21 protein-coding genes and 1 pseudogene are annotated in these 23,385 nt (G+C 57.3%); 15 read left to right on the top strand and 7 right to left on the bottom strand.

The genetic code is table 11. From position 1 onward, the window contains the following. Window positions 1–12: 12 nt before the first annotated feature. The 3 genes from QE408_RS17535 (at window position 13) to QE408_RS17525 (ending at window position 4,610) form a co-directional block, all read left to right on the top strand. Complete coding sequence (locus tag QE408_RS17535) at window positions 13–1,806, top strand: acetolactate synthase 3 large subunit (protein WP_373465565.1); 1,794 nt, start codon at window positions 13–15, stop codon at window positions 1,804–1,806. Between the two features lie 21 nt (window positions 1,807–1,827). Further along, window positions 1,828–2,400, top strand: a complete 573-nt coding sequence (gene ilvN, locus QE408_RS17530) for an acetolactate synthase small subunit (protein ID WP_306933360.1) — start codon at window positions 1,828–1,830, stop codon at window positions 2,398–2,400. Between the two features lie 287 nt (window positions 2,401–2,687). Continuing rightward, window positions 2,688–4,610, top strand: coding sequence for a methyl-accepting chemotaxis protein (locus QE408_RS17525; RefSeq protein ID WP_306933358.1), 1,923 nt, complete (start codon window positions 2,688–2,690; stop codon window positions 4,608–4,610). A 127-nt stretch (window positions 4,611–4,737) separates the two neighbouring features. On the opposite strand, the gene QE408_RS17520 is transcribed toward QE408_RS17525, so the two are convergent. Further along, complete coding sequence (locus QE408_RS17520; RefSeq protein WP_306933357.1) at window positions 4,738–5,583, bottom strand: aldo/keto reductase; 846 nt, start codon at window positions 5,581–5,583, stop codon at window positions 4,738–4,740. Between the two features lie 141 nt (window positions 5,584–5,724). Here QE408_RS17520 and QE408_RS17515 point away from each other — a divergent pair, with 141 nt between their 5' ends. Together QE408_RS17515 and QE408_RS23045 are read left to right on the top strand one after the other, a co-directional pair. Continuing rightward, a complete protein-coding gene (locus QE408_RS17515) occupies window positions 5,725–6,318 on the top strand; it encodes a LysE family translocator (RefSeq protein ID WP_306933355.1) in 594 nt (197 codons plus the stop codon). Between the two features lie 125 nt (window positions 6,319–6,443). Continuing rightward, window positions 6,444–6,847 (top strand): annotated as a pseudogene (locus QE408_RS23045) (transposase); the annotation flags it as partial. Between the two features lie 1,111 nt (window positions 6,848–7,958). On the opposite strand, the gene QE408_RS17505 reads toward QE408_RS23045, so the two are convergent. Together QE408_RS17505 and QE408_RS17500 are read right to left on the bottom strand one after the other, a co-directional pair. After that, the gene (locus tag QE408_RS17505) at window positions 7,959–8,441 is read right to left on the bottom strand and encodes a DUF2269 family protein (RefSeq protein ID WP_306933353.1); all 483 of its coding nucleotides are present in this window, start codon (window positions 8,439–8,441) and stop codon (window positions 7,959–7,961) included. 8 nt (window positions 8,442–8,449) lie between these two features. Then, window positions 8,450–9,730 carry an SDR family oxidoreductase gene (locus QE408_RS17500; RefSeq protein WP_306933352.1) on the bottom strand — a complete coding sequence of 427 codons (1,281 nt, stop codon included), beginning with the start codon at window positions 9,728–9,730 and terminating at the stop codon, window positions 8,450–8,452. A 139-nt stretch (window positions 9,731–9,869) separates the two neighbouring features. On the opposite strand from QE408_RS17500, the gene QE408_RS17495 reads away from it, so the two are divergent. Next, window positions 9,870–10,997, top strand: coding sequence for an ATP-dependent DNA helicase (locus QE408_RS17495; protein ID WP_306933350.1), 1,128 nt, complete (start codon window positions 9,870–9,872; stop codon window positions 10,995–10,997). A gap of 18 nt (window positions 10,998–11,015) precedes the next feature. On the opposite strand, the gene QE408_RS17490 is transcribed toward QE408_RS17495, so the two are convergent. Beyond that, window positions 11,016–11,687: a MerR family transcriptional regulator gene (locus QE408_RS17490; RefSeq protein WP_306933347.1), complete on the bottom strand. Its 672-nt coding sequence runs from the start codon at window positions 11,685–11,687 to the stop codon at window positions 11,016–11,018. 331 nt (window positions 11,688–12,018) lie between these two features. Here QE408_RS17490 and QE408_RS17485 point away from each other — a divergent pair, with 331 nt between their 5' ends. After that, window positions 12,019–12,774, top strand: a complete 756-nt coding sequence (locus tag QE408_RS17485) for a pyridoxine 5'-phosphate synthase (protein WP_306933346.1) — start codon at window positions 12,019–12,021, stop codon at window positions 12,772–12,774. An 82-nt stretch (window positions 12,775–12,856) separates the two neighbouring features. Beyond that, window positions 12,857–14,143 carry an NAD(P)/FAD-dependent oxidoreductase gene (locus QE408_RS17480; protein WP_306933343.1) on the top strand — a complete coding sequence of 429 codons (1,287 nt, stop codon included), beginning with the start codon at window positions 12,857–12,859 and terminating at the stop codon, window positions 14,141–14,143. A gap of 61 nt (window positions 14,144–14,204) precedes the next feature. Here QE408_RS17480 and QE408_RS17475 read toward each other — a convergent pair whose 3' ends face one another. Continuing rightward, window positions 14,205–15,251, bottom strand: a complete 1,047-nt coding sequence (locus QE408_RS17475) for an NAD(P)-dependent alcohol dehydrogenase (RefSeq protein ID WP_306933341.1) — start codon at window positions 15,249–15,251, stop codon at window positions 14,205–14,207. 178 nt (window positions 15,252–15,429) lie between these two features. On the opposite strand from QE408_RS17475, the gene QE408_RS17470 reads away from it, so the two are divergent. After that, window positions 15,430–16,344 (top strand): AraC family transcriptional regulator, encoded by a 915-nt coding sequence (locus tag QE408_RS17470; protein WP_306933339.1) that lies wholly within the window; start codon window positions 15,430–15,432, stop codon window positions 16,342–16,344. A gap of 77 nt (window positions 16,345–16,421) precedes the next feature. On the opposite strand, the gene QE408_RS17465 is transcribed toward QE408_RS17470, so the two are convergent. Then, window positions 16,422–17,309 (bottom strand): SDR family oxidoreductase, encoded by an 888-nt coding sequence (locus QE408_RS17465; RefSeq protein WP_306933337.1) that lies wholly within the window; start codon window positions 17,307–17,309, stop codon window positions 16,422–16,424. A 110-nt stretch (window positions 17,310–17,419) separates the two neighbouring features. On the opposite strand from QE408_RS17465, the gene QE408_RS17460 reads away from it, so the two are divergent. The 4 genes from QE408_RS17460 (at window position 17,420) to QE408_RS17445 (ending at window position 20,339) form a co-directional block, all read left to right on the top strand. Continuing rightward, window positions 17,420–17,848 carry a winged helix-turn-helix transcriptional regulator gene (locus QE408_RS17460; protein ID WP_306933336.1) on the top strand — a complete coding sequence of 143 codons (429 nt, stop codon included), beginning with the start codon at window positions 17,420–17,422 and terminating at the stop codon, window positions 17,846–17,848. A 155-nt stretch (window positions 17,849–18,003) separates the two neighbouring features. Further along, window positions 18,004–18,657 carry a TetR/AcrR family transcriptional regulator gene (locus QE408_RS17455; protein WP_306934843.1) on the top strand — a complete coding sequence of 218 codons (654 nt, stop codon included), beginning with the start codon at window positions 18,004–18,006 and terminating at the stop codon, window positions 18,655–18,657. 44 nt (window positions 18,658–18,701) lie between these two features. Then, window positions 18,702–19,721, top strand: a complete 1,020-nt coding sequence (gene ilvC / locus QE408_RS17450) for a ketol-acid reductoisomerase (RefSeq protein WP_306933334.1) — start codon at window positions 18,702–18,704, stop codon at window positions 19,719–19,721. A 132-nt stretch (window positions 19,722–19,853) separates the two neighbouring features. Beyond that, window positions 19,854–20,339, top strand: coding sequence for a nuclear transport factor 2 family protein (locus tag QE408_RS17445; RefSeq protein WP_306933332.1), 486 nt, complete (start codon window positions 19,854–19,856; stop codon window positions 20,337–20,339). Window positions 20,340–20,406: 67 nt separating this feature from the next. On the opposite strand, the gene QE408_RS17440 is transcribed toward QE408_RS17445, so the two are convergent. After that, a complete protein-coding gene (locus QE408_RS17440; protein WP_306933330.1) occupies window positions 20,407–20,859 on the bottom strand; it encodes an RbsD/FucU family protein in 453 nt (150 codons plus the stop codon). 241 nt (window positions 20,860–21,100) lie between these two features. On the opposite strand from QE408_RS17440, the gene QE408_RS17435 reads away from it, so the two are divergent. Both QE408_RS17435 and QE408_RS17430 read left to right on the top strand, forming a co-directional pair. After that, the gene (locus QE408_RS17435; protein WP_306933329.1) at window positions 21,101–22,345 is read left to right on the top strand and encodes an aminotransferase-like domain-containing protein; all 1,245 of its coding nucleotides are present in this window, start codon (window positions 21,101–21,103) and stop codon (window positions 22,343–22,345) included. 162 nt (window positions 22,346–22,507) lie between these two features. Beyond that, on the top strand, window positions 22,508–23,341 hold the full coding sequence (locus tag QE408_RS17430; protein ID WP_306933327.1) for a PhzF family phenazine biosynthesis protein: 834 nt from the start codon (window positions 22,508–22,510) through the stop codon (window positions 23,339–23,341). Window positions 23,342–23,385: the final 44 nt, after the last annotated feature.

The raw sequence follows: 23,385 nt of genomic DNA, 5'->3' as shown, positions 1-23,385 counted from the left end.
ATGGAACAGGCAATGACGGATAAGGACACTACGGAAAACAGCAATCGCATGACCGGCGCGGAAATCGTTCTGCGCGCGCTCAAGGACAATGGCGTCGAACACATTTTCGGCTATCCGGGCGGTGCGGTTCTCCCGATCTATGACGAGATTTTCCAGCAGGATGAAATCCAGCACATTCTGGTTCGTCACGAACAGGGTGCAGGCCATGCTGCGGAAGGTTACGCTCGCTCCACCGGCAAGGTCGGCGTCATGCTTGTTACGTCCGGTCCTGGCGCAACCAATGCCGTTACGCCATTGCAGGACGCGCTGATGGATAGCATTCCACTGGTCTGCATTTCTGGCCAGGTCCCCACCACGCTGATCGGCTCGGACGCTTTCCAGGAATGCGATACGGTCGGTATCACGCGCCCCTGCACCAAACACAACTGGCTGGTCAAGGACGTCAACGAGTTGGCGGGTATCATCCATGAGGCATTCCGGATTGCCCAGACAGGCCGCCCGGGCCCGGTCGTTGTCGACGTTCCCAAAGACATCCAGTTTGCGACCGGTACCTATACGCCGCCATCTGCCGCCATTCAGCAGAAGAGCTACAAGCCGAAGGTTCAGGGCGATTTGAATGCCATCCATGCGGCGATCGAGCTGATGTCGAAGGCGCGGCGACCTGTTTTCTACACCGGCGGCGGTGTCGTTAATTCGGGTCCGGAAGCCACTCGCCTGCTGCGCGAACTGGTTGAGCTGACCGGCTTCCCGATCACCTCCACATTGATGGGCCTGGGTGCTTATCCGGCTTCCGGCGACAAGTGGCTCGGCATGCTCGGCATGCACGGTTCTTATGAAGCCAACATGGCGATGCATGATTGTGACGTCATGGTCTGTATCGGCGCGCGTTTCGACGATCGCATCACCGGTCGCCTGAATGCCTTCTCGCCGAACTCCAAGAAGATTCACATCGATATCGATCCGTCCTCGATCAACAAGAACGTTCGCGTCGATGTTCCGATTATCGGCGATGTCGGCCATGTTTTGGAAGATATGGTTCGTCTGTGGCGGGCGCTGCCTGCCAAGCCCGAAAAGGCGCAGACGCAGGAGTGGCACAGCCAGATCGCGCGCTGGAGGGCACGCAACTCGTTTGCCTACAGGAATTCCAGCGATGTCATCATGCCGCAATATGCGCTGGAGCGTCTGTCGGAAGCCACCAAGGCCCACGATACCTACATCACCACCGAAGTCGGCCAGCACCAGATGTGGGCGGCACAGTTCCTCGGCTTCGAACAGCCGAAGCGCTGGATGACATCCGGTGGTCTTGGCACCATGGGTTATGGTTTCCCGGCTGCTATCGGTGTTCAGGTTGCTCACCCGGATGCACTGGTCATCGATGTTGCGGGTGATGCTTCTATCCAGATGTGCATTCAGGAAATGTCCTGCGCCATCCAGTATAATCTGCCGGTCAAGATCTTCATCTTGAACAACCAGTATATGGGCATGGTCCGCCAGTGGCAGCAGTTGCTGCACGGCAACCGTCTGTCCAACTCCTATACCGAAGCGATGCCGGATTTCGTCAAGCTGGCCGAAGCTTACGGCGCCGTTGGCATGTATTGCGACGATCCGAAGGAGCTGGATGACAAGATCGCAGAGATGATTGCGGTGAAGAAGCCGGTCATCTTCGATTGCCGCGTTGCCAATCTCGCCAATTGCTTCCCGATGATTCCGTCTGGTAAGGCACATAACGAGATGCTGCTGCCGGATGAAGCAACGGACGAAGCAGTCGCCAATGCCATCGATGCCAAGGGCCGCCAGCTCGTCTAAGCGTGGGAAGAGGATAAAGACATGAATGCACACCTACAGCCCACCGGCTCAGCCTACTTCATCCAGACGGAAACGGCGATGGTGGAAAACCACACGCTTTCCGTTCTCGTCAACAACGAGCCCGGCGTTCTCGCCCGTGTTATCGGCCTGTTCTCCGGGCGCGGTTATAATATCGAAAGCCTGACGGTTTCCGAGACGGAGCATGAGGCGCATCTTTCGCGCATCACCATCGTGACACGCGGTACGCCTGGTGTGCTGGAACAGATCAAGGCGCAGCTGGAGCGGATCGTTCCTGTTCACCGCGTGGTGGATCTGACTGTGCGTGCCCGTCAAGCGGGGCAGGATCGCCCGATCGAGCGTGAAGTTGCGCTGATCAAGGTGGCAGGACGTGGCGAAGACCGTGCCGAGACCTTGCGTCTTGCTGACGCATTCCATGCCAAGGTGGTGGATGCGACGCTCGACCACTTCATCTTCGAGATCACCGGCAAGTCCTCCAAGATCGACCAGTTCGTTTCGATCATCAAGCCTCTTGGCCTGATCGAAATTTGCCGCACCGGCATTGCGGCAATGAACCGGGGCCCAGAGGGTATGTAAGCCTCAGAGTGCCTCGGCTAAGATGACAGCAGGCTCTACGTTGTGGAGCCTGTTTTTTTGACCTCACGTAGCGTAAGTCCGTCATATCTCACGCTTTTTTGAGATTTGGTTTCGTCGAGCGGTTATCCGATTAAGCATTTTTACATTCGTTTTTCCTTATAACGGCCCCAGTCTGCGTGCCATGACGGCCCGTCCCATCGAGATTGACGAAGCAATGGTCCGCCCTTGAACGGGTTAACGGGGTGCGGTCGCTATTGTCATCTGGCAGCTTGCCCAAGCGAGGACAAATGTCGTTTCTTGAAAATGCAAAAATCCGTACGAAAATTCTTTCATTGATCGTGCCCGTAGCCATGGTGGGTCTGACCGGTCTCGGCCTCGTGTCGTTCAACTACAAAAACGCCGATACGGTCTACTCCGATCTTCTTGCTCGAAACGGTGTGGGTGCAACCGAGTTGTTTCGCGCCAACACATCTCTCGTGGCTGCCGGCTATGACACAACGCTGGCTCTCGTTCTGAAGGAACAGTCAATCGATATTGGAATGGTGGAGGCGACCTATAAGAAGGATGTGGTCACACTCGTGCAGCGTCTGGAAAACGCCGCGAAGCTTATGCCGGAGCTGGCGTCCAAAATTACCCCGGTCAAGGATCGGGCCATCACCATCACCAAGTCGATGGATCAGGTTTGGGATGCGATGCGAAGTGGAGATTATACCAGGGCACGCGAAAGACTGGCCGGCATCAGTGGTGATACCGAAGCTTGGCGCACGGATATTCGGGCGATCAGTGAAGGCAATCTGACGTCTGTTCTGCAACAATCAGATGATCTCAGTGCGCAAACCAATTCGACCATTCTCACTTCGCTAAGCGTTCTGGGCGGACTTTTCGCGGCCGCGATTGCGATGTCCCTCTGGGTTTCTGCGCGTGGAATTACCGGCCCTATCGCCCGCCTTTCCGCCCGTATGGTGTCGCTTGCCGGTGGCGAAACGCGTGAAGAGATCGACGGCGTCGATCGCAAGGATGAGGTTGGGCAGATGGCACAGGCGGTCTCCGTCTTCCGCGAGAATGCGCTGGAGCGCATCCGTCTGGAACAGGAGGCTGACGCCAATCGCAGCCTGTCGGAAAAGGAGCGGATTGCCCGCGACGAACAGAAGGCCAAGGAAGCCGAGGACACGCAGTTTGCGGTCGACCATTTGGCAGACGGCCTGTCGCGTCTGTCGGATGGCGATGTGTGCTATCGCATCAGCCAGCCTTTCGTGGCCCATCTCGATGTCGTGCGTGAGAACTTCAACGCCTCTGCCGAGAAGCTCCAGTCGGCCCTGACCCGCGTGGCGGAGAACGCCCGTGGTATCGATGCTGGTGCGAATGAAATCCGTTCGGCCGCCGACGATCTTGCCAAGCGCACCGAACAGCAGGCAGCCTCCGTCGAGGAAACCGCTGCCGCGCTGGAAGAGATCACCACCACGGTGAAGGACTCCACCCGTCGTGCTCAGGAGGCGGGTCATCTGGTTGCCAAGGCGCGCACCGGTGCCGAACAGTCGGGTGAGGTCGTTCGCAAGGCCGTTGTCGCCATGGAGCGGATCGAGAAGTCGTCGGGCGAGATTTCCAACATCATCAGCGTGATTGATGAGATCGCCTTCCAGACCAACCTTCTGGCGCTGAATGCCGGTGTCGAAGCGGCACGTGCTGGTGAAGCAGGCAAGGGCTTTGCTGTCGTTGCGCAGGAAGTGCGTGAACTGGCGCAGCGTTCTGCCAGTGCGGCCAAGGACATCAAGGGCTTGATCTCCACCTCCAACACCCAGGTTCAGGAAGGCGTGGAGCTTGTCGGTGAAACCGGCCGTGCGCTTGAGACGATCGTGGCCGAAGTTCAGGAGATCAACCGTCACGTCATGGCGATCGTGGAAGCAGCACAGGAGCAGTCTTCCGGTCTGCAGCAGATCAACACGGCTGTGAACCAGATGGACCAGGACACGCAGAAGAATGCGGCGATGGTGGAAGAGACGACGGCTGCCAGCCATGGTCTTGCCCGCGAAGCCTCTTCGCTGAACCAGCTTCTCGGCCAGTTCAAGCTGTCTGCCACCTTCGAGGCCCCGATCCGTGCGGCAACTCCTGCGGAGCGTCCGGCAGCGTCACCAGCCCGTGCGCTTGGCCGCAAGCTCGCAACCGCCTTCAACGGCAACGCAGCGGTCAAGCAGGACTGGCAAGAGTTCTGAGAAAACGGATGGTCAAATCCAAATGATGAGGCCGGGCGTTGAAAGCGCCCGGCCTTTTTTGTCCGACGTGCAAGCTGTACGGTTGCTAAACTGAATCCACAAACGGCGATAACCGTCTGAAATGGAATCACAACATCGCTAGCGACATCTTTTTTGTCGGCGGCGGGAAGGCCGCATCCAGAGCAGCCCAATCCTCGTCGCTGATATCGAGATCGGTCGCGCCACGATTTTCCTCAACCCTTTCAGGCCTGGCGCTTTTGGGGATCGCAATGACTCCGTCGCGTTCCAGCAGGAAGGCGAGCGCGACCTGCGCTGGCGTTGCCTGATAGGCCTTGGCGATCCGGATCAGTTCATGATTGTTGAGGATGCGCCCCTGTTCTATCGGTGAGTATGCCATGAGTGGCACACCCTTCCCTTGGCACCAAGGCAGCAGATCATATTCCACGCCGCGCCGGGATAAATTGTAGAGGACCTGGTTGACGGCGCAGTTGCGGCCGCTCTCGACGTCAAACAATTCCTCCATGTCGTCCGTATCGAAGTTCGAGACGCCCCAATCCCTGATCTTGCCCGCTTGCTTCAGCTTTTCAAATGCTGCGACCGTCTCTTCCAGCGGGTGGGAGCCGCGCCAATGGAGAAGATAAAGATCCAGATGGTCGACACCAAGACGCTTCAGACTGCGTTCGCAGGCCTCGATCGTTCCCGTCGCGCTGGCATTGAAGGGGTAGACCTTGCTGACGAGAAATACGTCGTCACGCAGACCCGCAATCGCTTTTCCAACGACGGCTTCCGATCGCCCGTCGGCATACATTTCTGCCGTATCCACAACCGTCATGCCAAGCTCGACAGCTTTGCGGATGCTTGCTACCTCCTGTGCCTCTTCGGCTTTGCTCTCGCCCATGTTCCAGGTGCCGATGCCGAGTGCGGGAATCTCCTTTCCTGAAGGGAGTGTCAGCATTGGGATATCGTCATACATGAAAGCCTCCTCGGGTTTTTCTCGACAGTAAACCAGAAGCAGACCCTGCCGATCCATCAAAACTTGTGCGGCATACCATTCGTGCCAATTGCTGGTTTTCCACGGGGCGGGCGAATAGGATTGCGCTCCAAGGGGATATTCATGACGATCGAGACTTTCATCGCACTTCTGGTGTTTGCATTCACCACATCGATAACACCCGGACCTAACAATATGATGCTGTTTGCGTCTGGCGTAAATTTCGGCTTTCGCCGGACGATTCCTCATATGCTGGGGATTGGGGCGGGTTTCCTGTCGCTGCTGATCGGCGTCGGGCTTGGGCTAGGCGCGCTGCTGCATTCAATCCCGGTGCTATACACCGCGCTTAAGTTTGCCGGTGGCGCCTATCTCGTCTGGATCGCTTGGAAAATCGGTACCTCACGGAGTCTCAGCGACGGGAAGACCGGTGCAGAGCCGATGACATTTCTGGGCGCCGCCGCCTTTCAGTGGGTCAACCCGAAGGCGTGGGTGATGGCAGTTGCTGCCATGGCGACGTACACGGATGAGAGCCAGTATACGTTTACGGTGCTGCTTGTCGGTCTTGCCTTTGCGGCGGTGAACCTCCCGAGCGTTTCGACATGGGCGGGTTTCGGCTCTGTACTGCGCGAATGGCTCTCCGTTCCAGCGCGGCTCAAATGGTTCAACATCACCATGGCGGTGCTGCTCGTGCTCAGCCTCTGGCCGATAGTGAAGTGAGAACATTATGGCTGGTCTAGGCTCAGGACCTATTAAGTAGCTTTGCTTGGTATTATGGTTTTGATTCATTTGGATCGAACCAGGGCACCGCGACGAGTGATTTGCTGTTGTTATCTGAGTCGCAGATGCCCCGGATCGAGCCATATTTCTCTTTGTCTCACGGCTTGCCGCGAGTTGATGATCGGTCTGTTTTGAGCTGCATTATCTTCGCCCTGCACAATGCATTGCGCTGGCGCGACGCGCCGAGTGAATACGGTCCGCACAAGACGATCTACAATCGCTTCATCCACTGGAGCAAGCTCGGCGTATTCAACGGATTTTGGCTGAGTTGATCGCCAAACGAGGCGAGCCAGAGCAATTGACGATCGACGCTATCCTTTGAAGGCCCATCGTACAGCAGCCATCCTGCAGAAACGGGGATGTTCCCAGACGTATCGGGAGCACAAAAGGTGGCCTGAACTCCAAGCTGCATGCCGTCTGCGATGGCCGCGACTTTCCTAAGGCCAAGACCCCGCTGGCCGACAAAGGAGTGCTCTCACTCTCGGCAGCATGGCGCTCTATATGAAACGCCGGTGCAAAGAGGACGTCGCTGCTTAATCGGGGCGCGTTTTACTCAATGAAGAGGCTCCGGTAACGCGGCATTTTTTTCGTTTGGACTTGAATGAACGGATCGACCCGGGACGGCACAAATGATGCTCCTTACCGGTCATTATGACCATTTCGATACCTTGTTGTATATTAGAAAGTCGTGCAATACGGATGCCTTCAATGCCGCTGTGAACGCTATGCCTCATCAGCGAAGGAGAGGATTGCCATGCAAGCTATTCGCATTACAGCAGTATCGATCAGGTCAGAGGGATATTGATGAGCAACTTTATCAATTGGCTCCGTTACGTTCTCGACATCGAGAAGCCCTATTCCGACTACGAAAGCGACACTTACCTAGACCGGAAGCTTCAGACACGGCCCTCAACCTCTCAGAAAATCATTGTCGCTAGCATCTTGATTTTAGGCGTGGCCCTTATCCTCGCGGATTGACCGAGGCCCCTTTCAGAGGGGACGATCTATAATCGTTTCATCCGCTAGAGCAGACTCCGAGTACTCAACCGGATTTTGGCCGAGTTGATCGCCAAACGGGGCAAGCCCGAGCAATGACGATCGACGCTACGCATTTGAACGCCCATCGTACAGCAGTGAGCCTGCTGAAAAGGGAATGTTCCCAGACGTATCGGACGCACCAAAGGCGGCCTGAACTCCAAGCTGCATGTCGTCTACGACGGCCACAACTGATCGCTCATCCTGCCTCTAAGCGAAGGGCAGATGACCGACTATCAGGGAGTTGCGAAGATAATCGACGCCTTTCCTAAGGCCAATACCCTGCTTGCCGATAAAGGTTACGACGCAGACTAGATCACCACCTGCAGTCCATCACGGACAAAACGCAAGGTGGTCATCCCGCATGATCCGATGCTCTATAAAAATGCTACAAGATCGAGAACATGCTCGCTCGGCTCAAGGGCTGGCGCAGGATCCATACACGATACGACCGCTGCGCCCACACCTTCTGCTCAAGCATATGTATCGCAGCAGCCGCCATCTTCTGGCTCTGATTTAACGAGTCCTGGGTCTAGCTCGTTCGTTTAAATGATCCCGAAGGGAATATCCGGTTTTGTGAGCATCAGCCAAATGATGGCGATGACAGCGAAGAAGGCCGGGAAGCCGCAGGCGAACCAGATACGGTAAAGGCTGAACCATTGAGGAGGAAGCGCTGATCCGTTGGCTGCCGAGACCCTGGCGATATCGCGCAGCCTGATCTGGATCCAGACAACTGGCAGCCAGAAGAGGCCGACGAAGACGTAGAGCATGAGGGAGAGCCAGACCCAACCTTCGGTTACGGGCCAGCCAATGATGCGTGCGAGACAATAGCCTGTGATTGGTTGAACGATGGCGGCCGTTGCCGTGAAGATCGTATCGGCAATCACCACCGTTCCTGCGACATGAGCAATCAGCGTTGGGCTTTCCGTCCGGCGCGCCATGACCATGAAAAAGGCAATGCCAGCGCCAGTTCCCAGCAGTACTGTTGCGCCTATGACATGGGCGAGGCGGAGCAGCTCTTCCAGCATTGAGCAGCTTACCTTTCTTCCAGCGTCGCCAGGGCAACGAGCGTGAGCACGATCGATGGCAAGACCTTCACAAGTGGCCCGAGCGGATCGAGCCAGAGTGAAGGTGCAAGAAGCGTTGCACCGAGAAGATAGGATGCGGTTACCACCAGCATTCCCTGCACGGCTCTTCTGGAAAAACGCCTGATGACGACGGCAAGGCCGAGCGCGATATCGAGTGCACAGGTCGCAACTGTGAGCGCGGTCGCCATAGCCGGTGGCAGGAAGGGCAGGAAATGGCCTGCCGCACCATCGATGTTTGCCAACGGAACGAGGCCGGACAGCAACCAGAAGAAAGACAGGCAGAGTATGATGATGGGTTTCAGCAGGTAGAGGCGCGAGAACCAGAGATCCTGCACGGCGGATGGATGACGGGTGAGCGTTTCGGCTGCCGTTGCAACCGAGAGCGTGTTTGTCTGCGCTTGCGTCGAGACACCTTCCGACATCACCGCCATGGCTGTGGATCGAAGCGGCGAGCGCCAACCGAGATAACCTGCAAGATCCGCTATTACGCTGACAGGTCTGGTCGTAGAGGGTGAGAGCGGGACAAATCTTGCGGGAGGAAGGCCAAGCCATTGGCGATGTAGCGAAACGAGCTCTTTCAGAGTCGTTGTCTCATCGGCTGCCAGATGGAGGTCGCTTCCAGGCGCGATGTGTCCGCTGACAGCGCGCGATACGGCCGAGGCGACATCGTTCACCGAGACCACGCGAACGGGACTCTCTGCATGGGCGAGAGGAACGACGCGGGGCAGACTGGCGAGCGCCCGGATGAGCGCGGTACCCCCATGGGCGTTGCGACCGATCACGAGGGCAGGGCGGAAGATAACGTGAGGCAATCCACTTGCGACAAGCGCTTCGTCGGCGCCCCGTTTGGTCGCCAGGAATGGTAAGTTGTCCGCGATGCCGGAGGTTTGCGCCGAAATTTGAATGATGAGCCTGCCGCGTGCAAGAATGCAGGCCTCATAGAGCGCCAGCATCGCATCGAGTTGCGTCGCGGAGAGATTGTCTGCCAGACCATCCTGGAGTGCGCCTGCGCAATTGACGATGACCTCATGGTCCGCCACCAGCTCTGTCCAACTGTCGGCATCCTTCATCCGCGCGAGATCACAATCAATCCAGTTGGCATGGGGGAATTTGCGTCCGGCGGAAACAGTGTTTCGCGCTAGACCCGTCACGGCATGGCCATCATTGTGCAGCCTGCGAAGAATGTCCGAGCCGATGAAGCCGCTTGCACCGAGAATCAATATCTTCATATCTCTATCTAATCACATGTGACGTGGTATGCCATTGCCTCCCTCCGCCAGTTGCGTTCTCCAGTTGCTTCTGAGCCGAACATTCTTCTTTCGTTCTTTTTCTGTTGCGCTTGCGGCTCGAATCCTGCGAAGAGGAGATATGCAATTTTCTCCACAACAGGATGAAGCCCTCAAGGCTGTTTCGCGCTGGTTGAAGGAAGGCCGCTCGCCGGTGTTCCGTCTCTTCGGCTATGCGGGTACGGGCAAGACCACGCTCGCCAAGCATTTTGCCGAGCATGTGGATGGCGAGGTGCTGTTTGCAGCCTTCACCGGCAAGGCCGCGCAGGTTCTGCGCTCGCGTGGCGCTTCCAATGCACGCACCATTCACTCGCTGATCTACCGGCCCCGTGGCGAAGAAGCCGTCGAAGACGAGGAAACCGGCAAGACCTCGATTGCGCCGATGTTCACCATCAATCGCCAAAGCCCGCTTGCCAAGGCCGCGCTCATCATCATCGATGAATGTTCAATGGTGGATGAGCAGCTCGGCAAGGACCTGATGAGCTTCGGCACGCCCGTTCTGGTGCTGGGCGATCCCGGGCAGTTGCCGCCGGTTTCAGGCGGTGGTTACTTCACCGAGCAGGAGCCGGATTATCTGCTGTCGGAAATCCATCGTCAGGCGAAGGACAACCCGATTATCCAGCTTGCCATGGATGTGCGAGAGGGACGCGAGATCATGCGCGGCGACTACGGCACTGCGCAGGTGATTTCCAAGTCTGAGGTCACCCAGTCTCTGGTGCTGGACGCGGATCAGGTTCTGGTCGGGACCAATCGGACGCGCAAGCGCTACAATCAGCGGCTTCGCGAGTTGAAGGGTTTTTCGGCGGAATATCCGCAATCCGGCGACAAGCTTGTGTGCCTGCGCAACGATCCTGCGAAAGGCCTGCTGAACGGCTCACTGTGGCAAGTGATGAGCTCGTCGCGAGAGACAGTCAAACCGGGCATCAATTTGATGATCCGGCCGGAAGACGATGATATGGATCGCGGTGCGGCGAAGATCAAATTGCTGAAGGCGGCCTTCGAAGAGAGTGAAACGGAGATCCCTTGGTCCACGCGCAAGCGTTACGACGAGTTCGATTACGGCTATGCGTTGACGGTTCACAAGGCGCAGGGCTCGCAGTGGAACAATGTCGTGCTTTTCGATGAAAGCTACGCATTCCGCGATACACGTGAGCGCTGGCTTTACACCGCGGTAACACGCGCAGCGGAGACGCTGACTATCGTCCGGTAAGGCTTTTGCCCGGGCTTCTCAGCTCTGGATAACGCCCATCGTCAGGGCCTTTGCGACGACCTGAAACCGGTTGTTGACGCCAAATTTTCCCAGAAGGCCTTCTTCCAGACCGCTCAGTTCCTCTGCCGACATTCCCAATGTCCGGCTTAGGCGTGTCGACGAGTAGCCCTCGGCCATCAATTCGAGACAGCTTTTTTCCTGGTCTGTCAGGTCGAAAGCGGCCTCATACTGAGGCTCTGAATAGGTTTCGTCGGACACATCCATCAAATTGCTGATCTGATCGATCTGGCGATGAACGGTGGAAATCTCCAGAGTTAGTTCGCGTTTGCGGATTTCAAGCGCGGTCTGGAAAATGTCGTCAGCCTCTTCCTGGGATGAGGCATGATCGAGCTTGCCCATGATCTCCTGAATGATCGCAACCGCAACGCCGATATCCCGCAACAGGTTGACGACTGCCATGCGGTGAACATCCTGGTGTGAATAAATGCGCATCAGCCCCATGCGGCGCGAAGAGAGGATCTTCTTCTCCTCATAGAAATGCAGCGTTCTATGGGTGACGCCAAAAAGATTTGCCATGTCTGCAATAACGACGGGCTCTGGTGGAAGCGACGACGGCACCTTCACGTCCGGGAGAAAGCCCTTCGGGCTCTTCGATCCTTGCGTTGCGGCTGGCTCACTTGCCTTTCTCATGGACTTGCTGCTCCATGACCCGGGCTTGACGGGGAGTGCCTCGCGGCCCTTTTGGCCTCGCGCGTTCATATGGGGTACAGCCAGCTCCGGCATGACTGCCGCACCCGTTTCGCTGACAAAATGTGTATCCAAATCAAAGTCAGCATCTTCTAATGAAAGCGATTGTGTCATGTCGGCCCCCGATCGTCAGGACCTAATGCGCTTGTTTGAAGTTGGTTCCATAGGAATCGTAATTTTTTTGGAAGCTTGCACAATGATACGATAATGGAGGAGATGTCGGTCAATCGGGACCGCAACGCGATGCCCTTCATCATCAACGCCGGGGAATGAAATGCCGACCAAATTGTCCGTCAATCTCAACGCAATTGCCATGCTGCGCAACCGGCGCGACCTGCCTTGGCCTGATGTCGCTGCCTTCGGTCGCATAGCTTTGCAGGAGGGTGCAAGCGGGCTGACGGTTCATCCACGACCTGATCAGCGCCATATCCGATTTTCCGACCTGCCGGTGCTACGTGCGCTGATCGATGACGAGTTTCCACAGGCCGAGTTCAACATGGAGGGCTATCCGACCGAGGATTTTCTTCTGCTCTGCGAAGAAAACGAGCCGGAGCAGGTGACGCTGGTGCCGGACGATCCGTCGCAGGCGACCTCGGATCACGGTTGGGATTTTCGCAAGCATGGCGATTTTCTCAAGCACGTGACGTCACGTCTGAAGGCACGCGGCATGCGGGTTTCGCTCTTTGCCGATGGCGACGCCGATCGTACAACGATGGAGCTCGCGGCGGCAACCGGTGCTGCGCGCATTGAGCTTTACACCGGCCCGTATGGCGGCTGTTACGATGATCCCGAAGCGGCTGCAGGTTGGATTGAAAAACTCGGCCAGACGGCTGATTTTGCGAAGGAATTCGGACTTGACGTTAACGCAGGTCACGATCTCACCGTCGACAATCTTCCGGCTCTCGTGAAGCGTATTCCTCACCTTTCAGAGGTGTCGATCGGCCACGGCCTGACGGCGGATGCTCTCGAATACGGCATGGCCGAAACGGTTCGGCGTTTTTGCCGGGCCTGCGGTCAGGCTATTTCATAACTCACATCAATTTTTGCCCCTACAATGAAACCGCGTACAACCTGCGCGGTTTGATTTTCTGATTGTAATAAGGGCAAGTCACATGCAGGAACATCATGTCGTCGTCGTTGGGGGAGGCTTCGGCGGACTACAAACTGTCCATGGTCTGAAGGGCGCGCCTACTCGCATCACCCTGATCGATCGCCGCAACCATCATCTTTTTCAGCCACTTCTTTATCAGGTCGCAACAACCGCGCTCGCGACATCGGAGATCGCCTGGCCTATCCGCCATCTGTTTCGGGATAGGCCGGAGGTCTTGACCATGCTCGCCGAGGTCTCCGGCGTCGACCGGACGAATCGAACCGTTCATCTGAACCATGGCGAAACGGTCTCCTTCGATACGCTGGTGCTCGCGACCGGTGCGCGCCACGCCTATTTCGGCAATGATGCGTGGGAAAAACATGCACCCGGCCTCAAAACTCTGGAAGATGCTACGACTATCCGCAGGCGGCTTCTCCTTGCCTTCGAGCGCGCTGAGTTGGAGAAGACGGAGGCGGTAAAGCAAGCCTATCTCACCTTCGTCGTGATCGGTGCTGGCCCCACGGGCGTCGAAATGGCAGGGATGATTGCCGATCTTGCCAAGAAGGTGCTGCCACCGGAGTTTCGCAACATCGATACGCGCAAGACGCGGATCATCCTCGTCGAGGCGGGAAAGCGCGTGCTGCCTGCCTTCACCGAAGAACTATCGGATTATAGCAAGCGGGCGCTGGAAGAACTCGGCGTAGAGGTCATGCTCGGCACGCCCGTTTCGGATTGCACCGAGGAGGGCGTCAAGGTCGGCGATCATTTCATTCCGGCGCGGACCATCATCTGGGGAGCGGGCGTGCAAGCTTCTCCCGCCGCGCAATGGCTTGGCGTCACGGCAGATCGCGCCGGTCGTACCGAGGTCGGTCCGCATCTTCACATTGCCGACGATCCAAACATCTTTGTCATTGGCGATACGGCGCTGGTTCAGCAGGAGAGTGGCAAGCCTGTCCCGGGCATCGCGCCTGCTGCCAAGCAGCAGGGCAGCCATGTCGCCAACGTCATCAGGGCTCGGCTGGCGGGACAGCCACAGCCAGCGCCATTCAAATATGTGCATCAGGGCAATCTTGCCACCATAGGCAAGCGGGCGGCTGTCATCGATTTTGGCAAGATCAAGCTGAAAGGCGTCATCGCCTGGTGGATATGGGGGATTGCCCATATCTACTTCCTTATCGGTACCCGCTCCAGGCTTGCCGTCGCATGGAGCTGGGTGTGGATCTATCTCAGCGGCCAGCACAGTGCGCGCCTGATTACCCAGCGTGACACGCTGAAGGATGAGACGCAGCCTGTCGGAAAGGCTCCTTAACGAAAAGAGGCGGGCCCAATCGGTGCCCGCCTCCATCCTATCTGCCGATAATCACTTCGCGTTAAGCGTCGAGCGTTGCCATGTCGATGACGAAGCGGTAGCGCACGTCGCTCTTCAGCACGCGCTCATAGGCTTCGTTGACGTCCTTGATGTCGATCTTCTCGATTTCGGAGACGATGTTGTGTTGCCCACAGAAATCCAGCATTTCCTGAGTTTCCTTGATCGAACCGATCATCGAGCCGGACAGGCTCTTGCGACCAGGAACCAGCGAGAAGGCATGGACCGGAATCGCATTTTCAGGCACACCGACCACGACCATGGAGCCGTTGACCTTGAGCAAGCCGAGATAAGCGTTCCAGTCGATTTCTGCCGATACGGTGCAAATGATGAGATCGAATGTGCCGGCAAGTTTCTCGAAAGTAGAGGCGTCGCTGGTGGCGTAGTAATCCTTCGCGCCGAGCTTCAACCCGTCTTCTTTCTTGGAAAGCGACTGCGACAGGACGGTGACATCAGCGCCCATGGCTGCACCGAGCTTCACGCCCATATGGCCGAGGCCGCCCATGCCGACGATAGCGACCTTCTTGCCGGGACCAGCTTTCCAATATCTGAGCGGCGAGAAGAGGGTGATACCGGCACAAAGAAGCGGTGCGGAAGCGTCCAGCGGCAAGTGGTCCGGTATGGACAGAACATAGCCTTCCTTGACGACGATGTGGTCGGAATAGCCGCCCTGGGTGGCCGTCTTTCCGTCGCGCTCGACCGAGTTGTAGGTCTGGACGAGACCCGGCATGTAGTGCTCGTTGTCGACGTCGCGCGTCGCGCAGCCAACGCAGCTATCGACGAAGCAGCCGACACCGACATGATCGCCGACCTTGAACCGGGTGACCTTGGATCCGACCGCCGTTACGACGCCGGCAATCTCGTGGCCGGGTACGATCGGATAGACCGCATTCTTCCATTCGTTGCGAACGGTATGAATGTCCGAATGGCAGATGCCCGCAAATTTAATGTCAATGACGACATCATCTTCGTTTGGCTCGCGGCGTTCGAAGGTGAACGGCGTAAGCGGCTTGGACGCGTCTGTTGCAGCGTAACCTCTTGCAGTAGCCATCTGAAGTTCCTTTCAGTTGTGGAATGAGATGGTTGATCATGCGCCCAGAACACGAAAGAGCGTTAGAGCGATCCTCCGAGCTTCTTGCATAATTCTACAAAAGTGAGGCGTGCCCTCTTTGCGAAGAGGGGAAGGCATTTTAGATATGTCTCAACGTTGCTCCCAAGGTTTTCACCCCATGACGCTGCCTTTCAGCCCCTATCAGGAAATCGTCTCGATTGCGGCCCGCTATGCCAAGGCGGAGGGGGAAGTGACGACCGATATCGACGCGCTGCGGCTGAGCAAACGTTCGAGCCCCAGCGCGCCTTGCCATGGCAGCTATCATCCCTGTTTTGCCATGGTCATTCAGGGCGCCAAAAGTCTTCAGCTCGGCACCGATACGATCAATTACGGGGCAGGGGATTACCTGCTGACCTCATTCGATCTGCCGGTGGCGTGGCGTGTTGTCGAGGCAAGCCGCGAGGTGCCGCATTTTTGCATTTCAATTGCGATCAACAGTGAAAAGCTTCTGGATGTGATGAGCCGGGTACATATTGCGCGCTCGCCAACTGCTGTTCCCAGCCAGCGAGGCATTGTGGTGAACGCAGCGACGCCCGAGCTTCTGGACGCGACCACGCGGCTACTGCGCTTGCTTGATCGTCCAGGGGATATTCCTGCCATGGCACCTCTGATCGAGCAGGAAATCCTCTACCGCATTCTTACCGGGCCTGCGGGCGGGCAATTGATAAACATTCTGGCGGCAGACAGCCATGGCAACCGGATTGCTCGCGCCATCGCATGGCTTCGCGAGAATTACACCCGTCCGATCCGCATCGAGGATGTGGCAGAGCGGGTTGGCATGAGCGTCTCGTCCTTTCACCAGCATTTCAAGGCGGTGACGGCAATGACCCCGGTGCAGTACCAGAAACAGCTCCGCCTCCATGAAGCGCGCCGCCTGATGCTGTTGGAGCGGCTGGACGCGGGCACCGCCAGCCTCCGCGTGGGCTATCAGAGCCCGTCGCAGTTCAGTCGCGAATATGCCCGTGTTTACGGCATGTCACCTGCGCGGGACGTGGAGGCGTCGCGGGAAAGCATGGGCGCGGCTGCGGAGTAGCGCGCGCCTTTTACGAAAGTCTAAGGTTGTGTCTGCCGCCGTGCCGATGGAGAACAGCACGGCGGATGGTGTTGGTCTTATCCGACCAATGCTGCCTTGTTGGCCTTGAAGAACTCTGCGGCACTCTCAGGCTTCTTGCCGGTGAGAATTTCATAATCATCCGTCAGAATTTCGAAATTGCCGGCGGCAATATTGGCGTCGGCGGAAGCGAGCATGGCGGCGACGAAGCCGGGCAGGCCAGCGCCTTCGATGCCTTTCTGCAGATCCTCAGGCGACACCTTGACGGCCTTGAGCGGCTTGCCGGTCGCTTCGGATACCAGGGCTGCGATCTGGTCGGCATCGAGCAGTTCCGGTCCCGTCAGCGTGTAGGTCTTGTTTTCCGCCTTGCCCTTGGCAAGAGCCGCTGCGGCTGCACGAGCGCAGTCATCCCGCGAGATATTGGAGACTTTGCCGTTGCCGGTTGCTGTGAACCACTGGCCGCTTGCCAGATTGTGCGGCATGCCATGCAGGTAGTTATCGAGGTACCAGGCATTGCGGATGATGGTGTAGGGCAGGCCGCTTGCCTTGACGGCTTCTTCCGTACCTAGATGATCCGGGGCAAAGGTCACGAGGGACTTATCCGGGTTCGGCATGGACGTGTAGGCGAGGTGCTTGACGCCCGCCTTTGCGGCAGCGGCAACCGCCGCCTTATGCTGCTTGAGACGCTGGCCCGGAACGGCGAGCGCATCGGTAGAAATGATAAGGAGCGTGTCGATTCCCTGAAACGCGCTATCAAGTGAGGACGCGTCGTCGAAATCGGCAGCGCGTGTCTCAACACCCTTTGCTGCGAGGCCAGCAAGCTTGGCCGTATCGCGGCTGGCGGCAACAATGTTGGCAGCCGGAACGTCATAGGTTTCCAAGAGGTGACGGATAATTGCCTGGCCGAGATGACCGGAGGCGCCGGTCACAAGAATCTTGCTCATCATGTCTGTCCTTTGTTAGTCTCAAAAAGAGAGTAGCTCTAAAATAAGAATTGACCGGGTGCTGTAAAGAAGGCATTTCTTGCGCCCTACGTTACCAGAAGGGAACCACCGCCATGAGCGCGACAGTCTCACGGTTGAAACCGACAGCAACGCATGCGCCAGCGCAGGCCTCGGCGCCCCTTCCTGATTTCGCCAATCTCGATTTCGACAATTGCCCGGTGCGCGATCTGCTCAACCACATCGGCGGCAAATGGTCGACACTGCTGTTGCAGGCGCTTGCCGATCGCCCCTATCGCTTCGGCGAGTTGCGGCGCATGGTGCCCGATATCTCGCAACGCATGCTGACCCAGACGCTGCGGGATTTGCAGCGTGATGGCTATATTCACCGCGAGGTTTTTCCGACAAAGCCGCCAAGCGTCGAATACAGCATGACGCCGCTCGGGCGGTCTCTTTACGCGCCTCTTTCGCAGGTCATCAATTGGGCGCTCGATCATCATGATGCGGTGAAGCAGGCTCGCAAGACCTTCGACGCTACTGCCTGACCTCTTGTTCCCTCCAGCAATTTCAACGCGCCTTATATTGCGGCGCGTCAATTCGCACTCTTCGTTCAAAAATCCTCTTGACCCTGAGAAGCGCTCCGCTTAAATGTCGCTCGAACCGTACCGTACGGTACATAATCGAGAGTGGAGTGGACAAGGTGGGGACCGATCCGATCACAGCGCAGGAGTTTTCGCCGCGACAGAACGCCGTTCTGGAGCAGGCATTGCGTCTTCTGGTCGAGGGTGGAGAAAAAGCGCTGACGACCTCTGGTCTGGCACGCGCGGCCAACTGTTCCAAGGAAAGCCTCTACAAATGGTTTGGCGACCGCGATGGTTTGCTGGCGGCGATGATCAGCTTTCAGCAGAGCAAGGTCCGCACCTTTGAGAAGGCGGGCGATCGCGTGACCGCACCGCAGCTCGTCGATCATCTCGAAGTCTTTGCCCATGATCTGCTCGAGGTTCTGGCAGGCGATGTCTCGCTTGCGTTGAACCGTCTTGCCATCGGTCAGGCGAGCCGTGAAGGCTCCAAACTCGGTAATCTGCTATTGGAGCGGGGACGTCGTCAGATCGACAAGCGTGCTCGGGGTCTGATCGAAGCCGGTCGCCGTTGCGGCTACTTGCGCTTTGACGATCTGGAAGATGCCTATCGCAGCTTTTACGGCCTGATCGTTTCCGATCTGCATGTTCGCATGCTGCTCGGCGAAGCGCAGGCCAAGGATTTTTCCGCCCGGGCGCGGAAGGCCGTTGCCGCCTTCCTGACGCTGTACGGTACGGAAAAGGTACATTCGGAAAAGGGCGGAAAACTCGCCTGAGCTCCGGTTTAATCATCTGGTTTTGAATAGGGAAGGACCTAGAAATGCGCGTTTATTACGATCGTGATGCCGATCTCAATCTTATCAAGGCGAAGAATGTCGCCATCGTCGGTTACGGTTCGCAGGGCCGCGCGCATGCGCTGAACCTGAAGGACAGCGGCTCCAACAATGTCGTCATTGCTCTGAAGGCCGGTTCGCCGACCATCAAGAAGGCAGAAGCTGACGGCTTCAAGGTCATGACCGTTGCCGAAGCTGCCAAGTGGGCCGACCTGTTGATGATGGCAACGCCTGACGAACTTCAGGCCGACATCTACAAGGCCGAGATTGCCGGCAACATCCGTGACGGTGCTGCGATCGCGTTTGCTCACGGCCTCAACGTTCACTTCGGCCTTATCGAGCCGAAGGCTTCGGTCGACGTCGTCATGATCGCACCAAAGGGCCCAGGCCACACGGTTCGCGGCGAATACCAGAAGGGCGGCGGCGTTCCTTGCCTCGTTGCCGTTCACCAGAACGCTTCCGGTAACGCTCTTGAACTCGCGCTTTCCTACGCCTGTGGCGTTGGCGGCGGTCGCTCCGGCATCATCGAAACGAACTTCAAGGAAGAGTGCGAAACCGACCTCTTCGGCGAACAGGTCGTTCTGTGCGGCGGTCTCGTCGAACTGATCCGCGCTGGTTTCGAAACGCTGGTCGAAGGCGGCTACGCGCCCGAAATGGCTTACTTTGAGTGCCTGCACGAAGTGAAGCTGATCGTCGACCTGATCTATGAAGGCGGCATCGCCAACATGAACTATTCGATCTCCAACACGGCAGAGTGGGGCGAATACGTTACCGGCCCGCGCATCATTACCGCAGAAACCAAGGCTGAGATGAAGCGCGTTCTGCACGACATCCAGACCGGCAAGTTCACCTCCGACTGGATGCAGGAATACCGTTCGGGTGCAGCCCGCTTCAAGGGTATCCGCCGTATGAACGACGTTCACCAGATCGAAGAAGTCGGCGCCAAGCTGCGCGGCATGATGCCTTGGATCGGCAAGAACAAGCTGGTCGACAAGGCCGTCAACTAACACCAATTTTGCCCTGCGCTGTAGGGCGAAAACAGGTAACATGCGAGGGCGCGGAGGGAAACTTCCGCGCCCTTTTTCTTGCAGCCAAAGGAGAAAGCTGGTTTCGTTCTTGGGATTGCGAAGGACGTCATTATGCATGAACACGACACGCCACTATCGGCGCCTGATCTGAGTGACATCAGACGACTGGAAGAGAGCCTGTGGGTCGCTGAGACGCGCTTCAACGTTGCGCTGATGGACGATCTCTTTGCTCAGGATTTTTTCGAGTTTGGCCGATCGGGAAGAACTTATGATCGCGCGGAGATGCTGATCGAAGCTCAGCCTGGGCAGGATATAAATGCGACTATCCCGCTTTTGAATTTTCATGCGCGCCATCTCTCGCCGGACGTCGTGCAGGTCACCTATGTGAGCGAGGTGTCTCGAGGTGATAAGATGGAGCGGGCTAATCGCTCCTCCATCTGGAGCCGCCACGGTGATGGCTGGACATTACGTTTTCATCAGGGGACGCCCGTTAGCGTCAATCGGGATGACACAACCCACCTCTTGTCCAGCGCCGCAAATAGGAAAAGACTGCGCGAATCCTTCGCGCAGCTTGAGAACGATGATGTGACTGAGTGAGAATTACCACAGGCTTGAAAGGCGGTTGGAGCCGCAATTTTCAGTTCAAGCTCCACCTACGCACAAATCACGCTGCGGGATAAATTACGCCCTTGGTCAGAATGAAGCAGCCGTAGAAACGCAGCTCACCGGTGGTGATGATGCAGTAGGCTTCTTTAGCCTTCTCGTAGAAGGCGAAGCGCTCGATGCCGTACATCGGCGCGGACTTGCCCTCGGCAGCGTCGATTTCGGCCTGGACTTCCTGTTGGACCGGCTCGATCTGGTCCGGTGCGCCCATGACTTCCATGCGGCCGACGGAGGGCTGCAGTGGCGTGTCGAGAGGGAAGACCGAGAGGATCGCTTTGATCGCCTGGGCGGAGGTGAGGTTTTCCATGCGCAGCACCTGCCCGACCGCGGTGTGCTGGGCAATGCTGTCCGAAGGGAAGTTGGTGTCGGTCACGACGAGCGTGTCGGCGTGGCCCATGGCGCGCAAAGCGTGCAGGACGTCGGCGTTCAGCGCGGGGTGGATATTCTTGAGCATTTTGTCTCCTCCGGACAGCAAATCAGTTGGGCCGCAATCCACCCGGAAAATCTCGCCTCGTCAATCCATCGCCAAGCAGATTGTGAAGTCTTTGAAGAGATTGTATTGGATGTCGATACATCGGGAGCGGACGCAGAAAATCTTCAAAAACCGTACCGGAAACTGATAAGTCAGTATTGCTGACCTATCGATGTTTCTGTACTCATTTGCGTCATAAAACGAAATATGAGGAAACAGACCCATGCTTGATTGGGAACAAATCTTCGCCACGCGTTCATCGCGGATGAAAGCGTCTGAAATCCGTGAGCTTCTGAAGCTTCTGGATCAGCCGGATATCATTTCCTTTGCGGGTGGCATTCCCGATCCGGCGCTGTTTCCCGATGCTGACTTCAAGCAAGCCTACTCGGATATATTCTCCGGTTCCCAGGTGAATTCAGCGCTGCAGTATTCGGTCAGCGAAGGTTACAAGCCGCTGCGCGAATGGATCGTCAAGGACATGGCGAAGATCGGCATCGAGTGTTCCGTCGATAACGTCTTCATCACGTCCGGTTCACAGCAGGCGCTGGATTATCTCGGCAAGCTGTTCCTGTCACCGAATGATACCGCCTTGGTGACATGGCCGACCTATCTCGGTGCGCTTTCGGCCTTCAATGCCTATGAGCCCACCTACGATCAGCTGAACCCAGGCGGCAATCGCACGCCCGAGACCTATCGCGACAATGCGACGAAGGCCGGTGGCTCTGTCAAATTCGCCTATCTCTCGGCCGACTTCTCCAACCCTACGGGTGAGACGGTCGATCTCGCAGGCCGCAAGAAGCTGCTGGAACTCGCCGATGAACTCGATATCGCCGTTATCGAGGATGGCGCCTATCAGAACCTTCGTTTTGACGGTCAGCCGGTTACGCCGATCCTGGCGCTCGATATCGAACGCAACGGTGGCATCGAAAAGACACGCACGATCTATTCCGGCAGCTTCTCCAAGACCTTGGCGCCGGGTCTTCGCGTCGGCTTCGTGGTCGCCGCGATGCCCGTCATTCGCAAGCTGGTGCTGATGAAGCAGGCGGCGGATCTGCATTCCTCGACCATCAACCAGATGGCGATCGAGCATGTTGCCTCGCGCGGTTTCGACAGCCAGGTCGCGAAGATCAAGGCTGCCTATAGCGCCCGCCGTGACGCCATGCTGACCGCGCTCGACAAGTACATGCCAAAGACGGCGCGCTGGACAAAGCCGGAAGGCGGCATGTTCATCTGGGTCACGCTGCCGGAAGGTCTCGATGGGGCGGAGCTTCTGGCGCAATCGCTCTCCACCGAGCGTGTGGCGTTCGTTCCAGGCAAGGCCTTCTTTGCCGATGGTTCGGGCAGCAATACGCTGCGTATCAGCTTCTCCTGCGCCAATGAGCAGATGATCGACGAGGGTATCAAGCGTCTCGGTCGCCTCATCGCCAATGCCGAAACCACGACCAGAGCGACGATGCCGATCGTGTGAGGGAAGGGAGGCACTCTCCTTTCTCGTAATGACAAGATGGTGCTGGCCGACTTTGAAAGCGGCCAGCATTCTAAGTGAGCCCTCGCTCCATCATTTTAAAGTCTTTGCGCTGGTGCCACGCATCACGCAACACGTCCGCTTCCCATTCGAAGGATATGCGCTATGACGAGAACCTACCCCTTCCATCAGATCGATGTGTTTTCCGCCAAGCCTTTGAAGGGCAATCCGCTTGCGGTGGTGTGTGATGCCGATGACTGGTCGGATGAGGAGATGGCGGCTTTCGCCAACTGGACGAATCTCAGCGAGACGACATTCCTGATGAAGCCGACGGTGGGTGATGCGGATTATCGGGTGCGGATCTTCACCCCGACGGGAGAGCTTCCTTTTGCCGGTCATCCTACACTCGGGACCTGCCATGTTTATCGCTCGCATTCGGGAAACACCCACAAAAGCGAGATCGTCCAGCAATGTGAGGCGGGTCTGATCAAGATCAAGGTCACCGGCGAAAAGCTTGCTTTTGCCGCTCCGCCATTGCGGAAGTTCGGGCCGGTCGACCCGACTTCGATTTCGCAGGTCGCAGCAGCACTGGGGCTCGCGCCCGAGCTAATCCTTGATACGAGCTGGACGGACAATGGGCCGGGCTGGCTCTCGTTGCTTCTTAGGAGCCGCGCCGATGTTCTTACCATCGAGCCGGACTTCGTCGCGCTCGGCGGCTTCAAGGTGGGTGTTGTGGCGCAGTGCCGCGCTGAGGATGGGATCGATGCGGATTTCGAAGTGCGGGCGTTTTCGGACCGGGTGGAGGATCCGGTGACCGGCAGCCTCAATGCAGGTCTTGCGCAGTGGCTGATTGGTGCTGGCTTGGCGCCTGAGACCTATGTGGCGAGCCAGGGAACGGCTCTCGGTCGGGCAGGGCGTGTCAGCGTTGACAAGATCGGCGAGGATATCTGGATCGGCGGGCAGGTGACGACATTGATCGAGGGAAAGATTACCCTTTGACAGCGAATGTGACGGTCAAATCCTGTCTGTCACATACATGTTAT

Origin of the sequence: Agrobacterium larrymoorei (genome assembly GCF_030819275.1) — a bacterium.
GTDB classification, from domain to species: Bacteria; Pseudomonadota; Alphaproteobacteria; order Rhizobiales; family Rhizobiaceae; genus Agrobacterium; species Agrobacterium larrymoorei_B.
Note: the sequence above shows the minus strand (reverse complement) of the source record. Positions and strands in the feature narration are given on the sequence as shown.

What these genes read in the sequence shown, in the direction of transcription:
- QE408_RS17535 (WP_373465565.1), top strand. Translation starts at nt 13, where the DNA reads ATGACGGATAAGGACACTACGGAAAACAGCAATCGCATGACCGGCGCG.
- ilvN (WP_306933360.1), top strand. Translation starts at nt 1,828, where the DNA reads ATGAATGCACACCTACAGCCCACCGGCTCAGCCTACTTCATCCAGACG.
- QE408_RS17525 (WP_306933358.1), top strand. Translation starts at nt 2,688, where the DNA reads ATGTCGTTTCTTGAAAATGCAAAAATCCGTACGAAAATTCTTTCATTG.
- QE408_RS17520 (WP_306933357.1), bottom strand. Translation starts at nt 5,583, where the DNA reads ATGTATGACGATATCCCAATGCTGACACTCCCTTCAGGAAAGGAGATT.
- QE408_RS17515 (WP_306933355.1), top strand. Translation starts at nt 5,725, where the DNA reads ATGACGATCGAGACTTTCATCGCACTTCTGGTGTTTGCATTCACCACA.
- QE408_RS17505 (WP_306933353.1), bottom strand. Translation starts at nt 8,441, where the DNA reads ATGCTGGAAGAGCTGCTCCGCCTCGCCCATGTCATAGGCGCAACAGTA.
- QE408_RS17500 (WP_306933352.1), bottom strand. Translation starts at nt 9,730, where the DNA reads ATGAAGATATTGATTCTCGGTGCAAGCGGCTTCATCGGCTCGGACATT.
- QE408_RS17495 (WP_306933350.1), top strand. Translation starts at nt 9,870, where the DNA reads ATGCAATTTTCTCCACAACAGGATGAAGCCCTCAAGGCTGTTTCGCGC.
- QE408_RS17490 (WP_306933347.1), bottom strand. Translation starts at nt 11,687, where the DNA reads ATGAGAAAGGCAAGTGAGCCAGCCGCAACGCAAGGATCGAAGAGCCCG.
- QE408_RS17485 (WP_306933346.1), top strand. Translation starts at nt 12,019, where the DNA reads ATGCCGACCAAATTGTCCGTCAATCTCAACGCAATTGCCATGCTGCGC.
- QE408_RS17480 (WP_306933343.1), top strand. Translation starts at nt 12,857, where the DNA reads ATGCAGGAACATCATGTCGTCGTCGTTGGGGGAGGCTTCGGCGGACTA.
- QE408_RS17475 (WP_306933341.1), bottom strand. Translation starts at nt 15,251, where the DNA reads ATGGCTACTGCAAGAGGTTACGCTGCAACAGACGCGTCCAAGCCGCTT.
- QE408_RS17470 (WP_306933339.1), top strand. Translation starts at nt 15,430, where the DNA reads ATGACGCTGCCTTTCAGCCCCTATCAGGAAATCGTCTCGATTGCGGCC.
- QE408_RS17465 (WP_306933337.1), bottom strand. Translation starts at nt 17,309, where the DNA reads ATGATGAGCAAGATTCTTGTGACCGGCGCCTCCGGTCATCTCGGCCAG.
- QE408_RS17460 (WP_306933336.1), top strand. Translation starts at nt 17,420, where the DNA reads ATGAGCGCGACAGTCTCACGGTTGAAACCGACAGCAACGCATGCGCCA.
- ilvC (WP_306933334.1), top strand. Translation starts at nt 18,702, where the DNA reads ATGCGCGTTTATTACGATCGTGATGCCGATCTCAATCTTATCAAGGCG.
- QE408_RS17445 (WP_306933332.1), top strand. Translation starts at nt 19,854, where the DNA reads ATGCATGAACACGACACGCCACTATCGGCGCCTGATCTGAGTGACATC.
- QE408_RS17440 (WP_306933330.1), bottom strand. Translation starts at nt 20,859, where the DNA reads ATGCTCAAGAATATCCACCCCGCGCTGAACGCCGACGTCCTGCACGCT.
- QE408_RS17435 (WP_306933329.1), top strand. Translation starts at nt 21,101, where the DNA reads ATGCTTGATTGGGAACAAATCTTCGCCACGCGTTCATCGCGGATGAAA.
- QE408_RS17430 (WP_306933327.1), top strand. Translation starts at nt 22,508, where the DNA reads ATGACGAGAACCTACCCCTTCCATCAGATCGATGTGTTTTCCGCCAAG.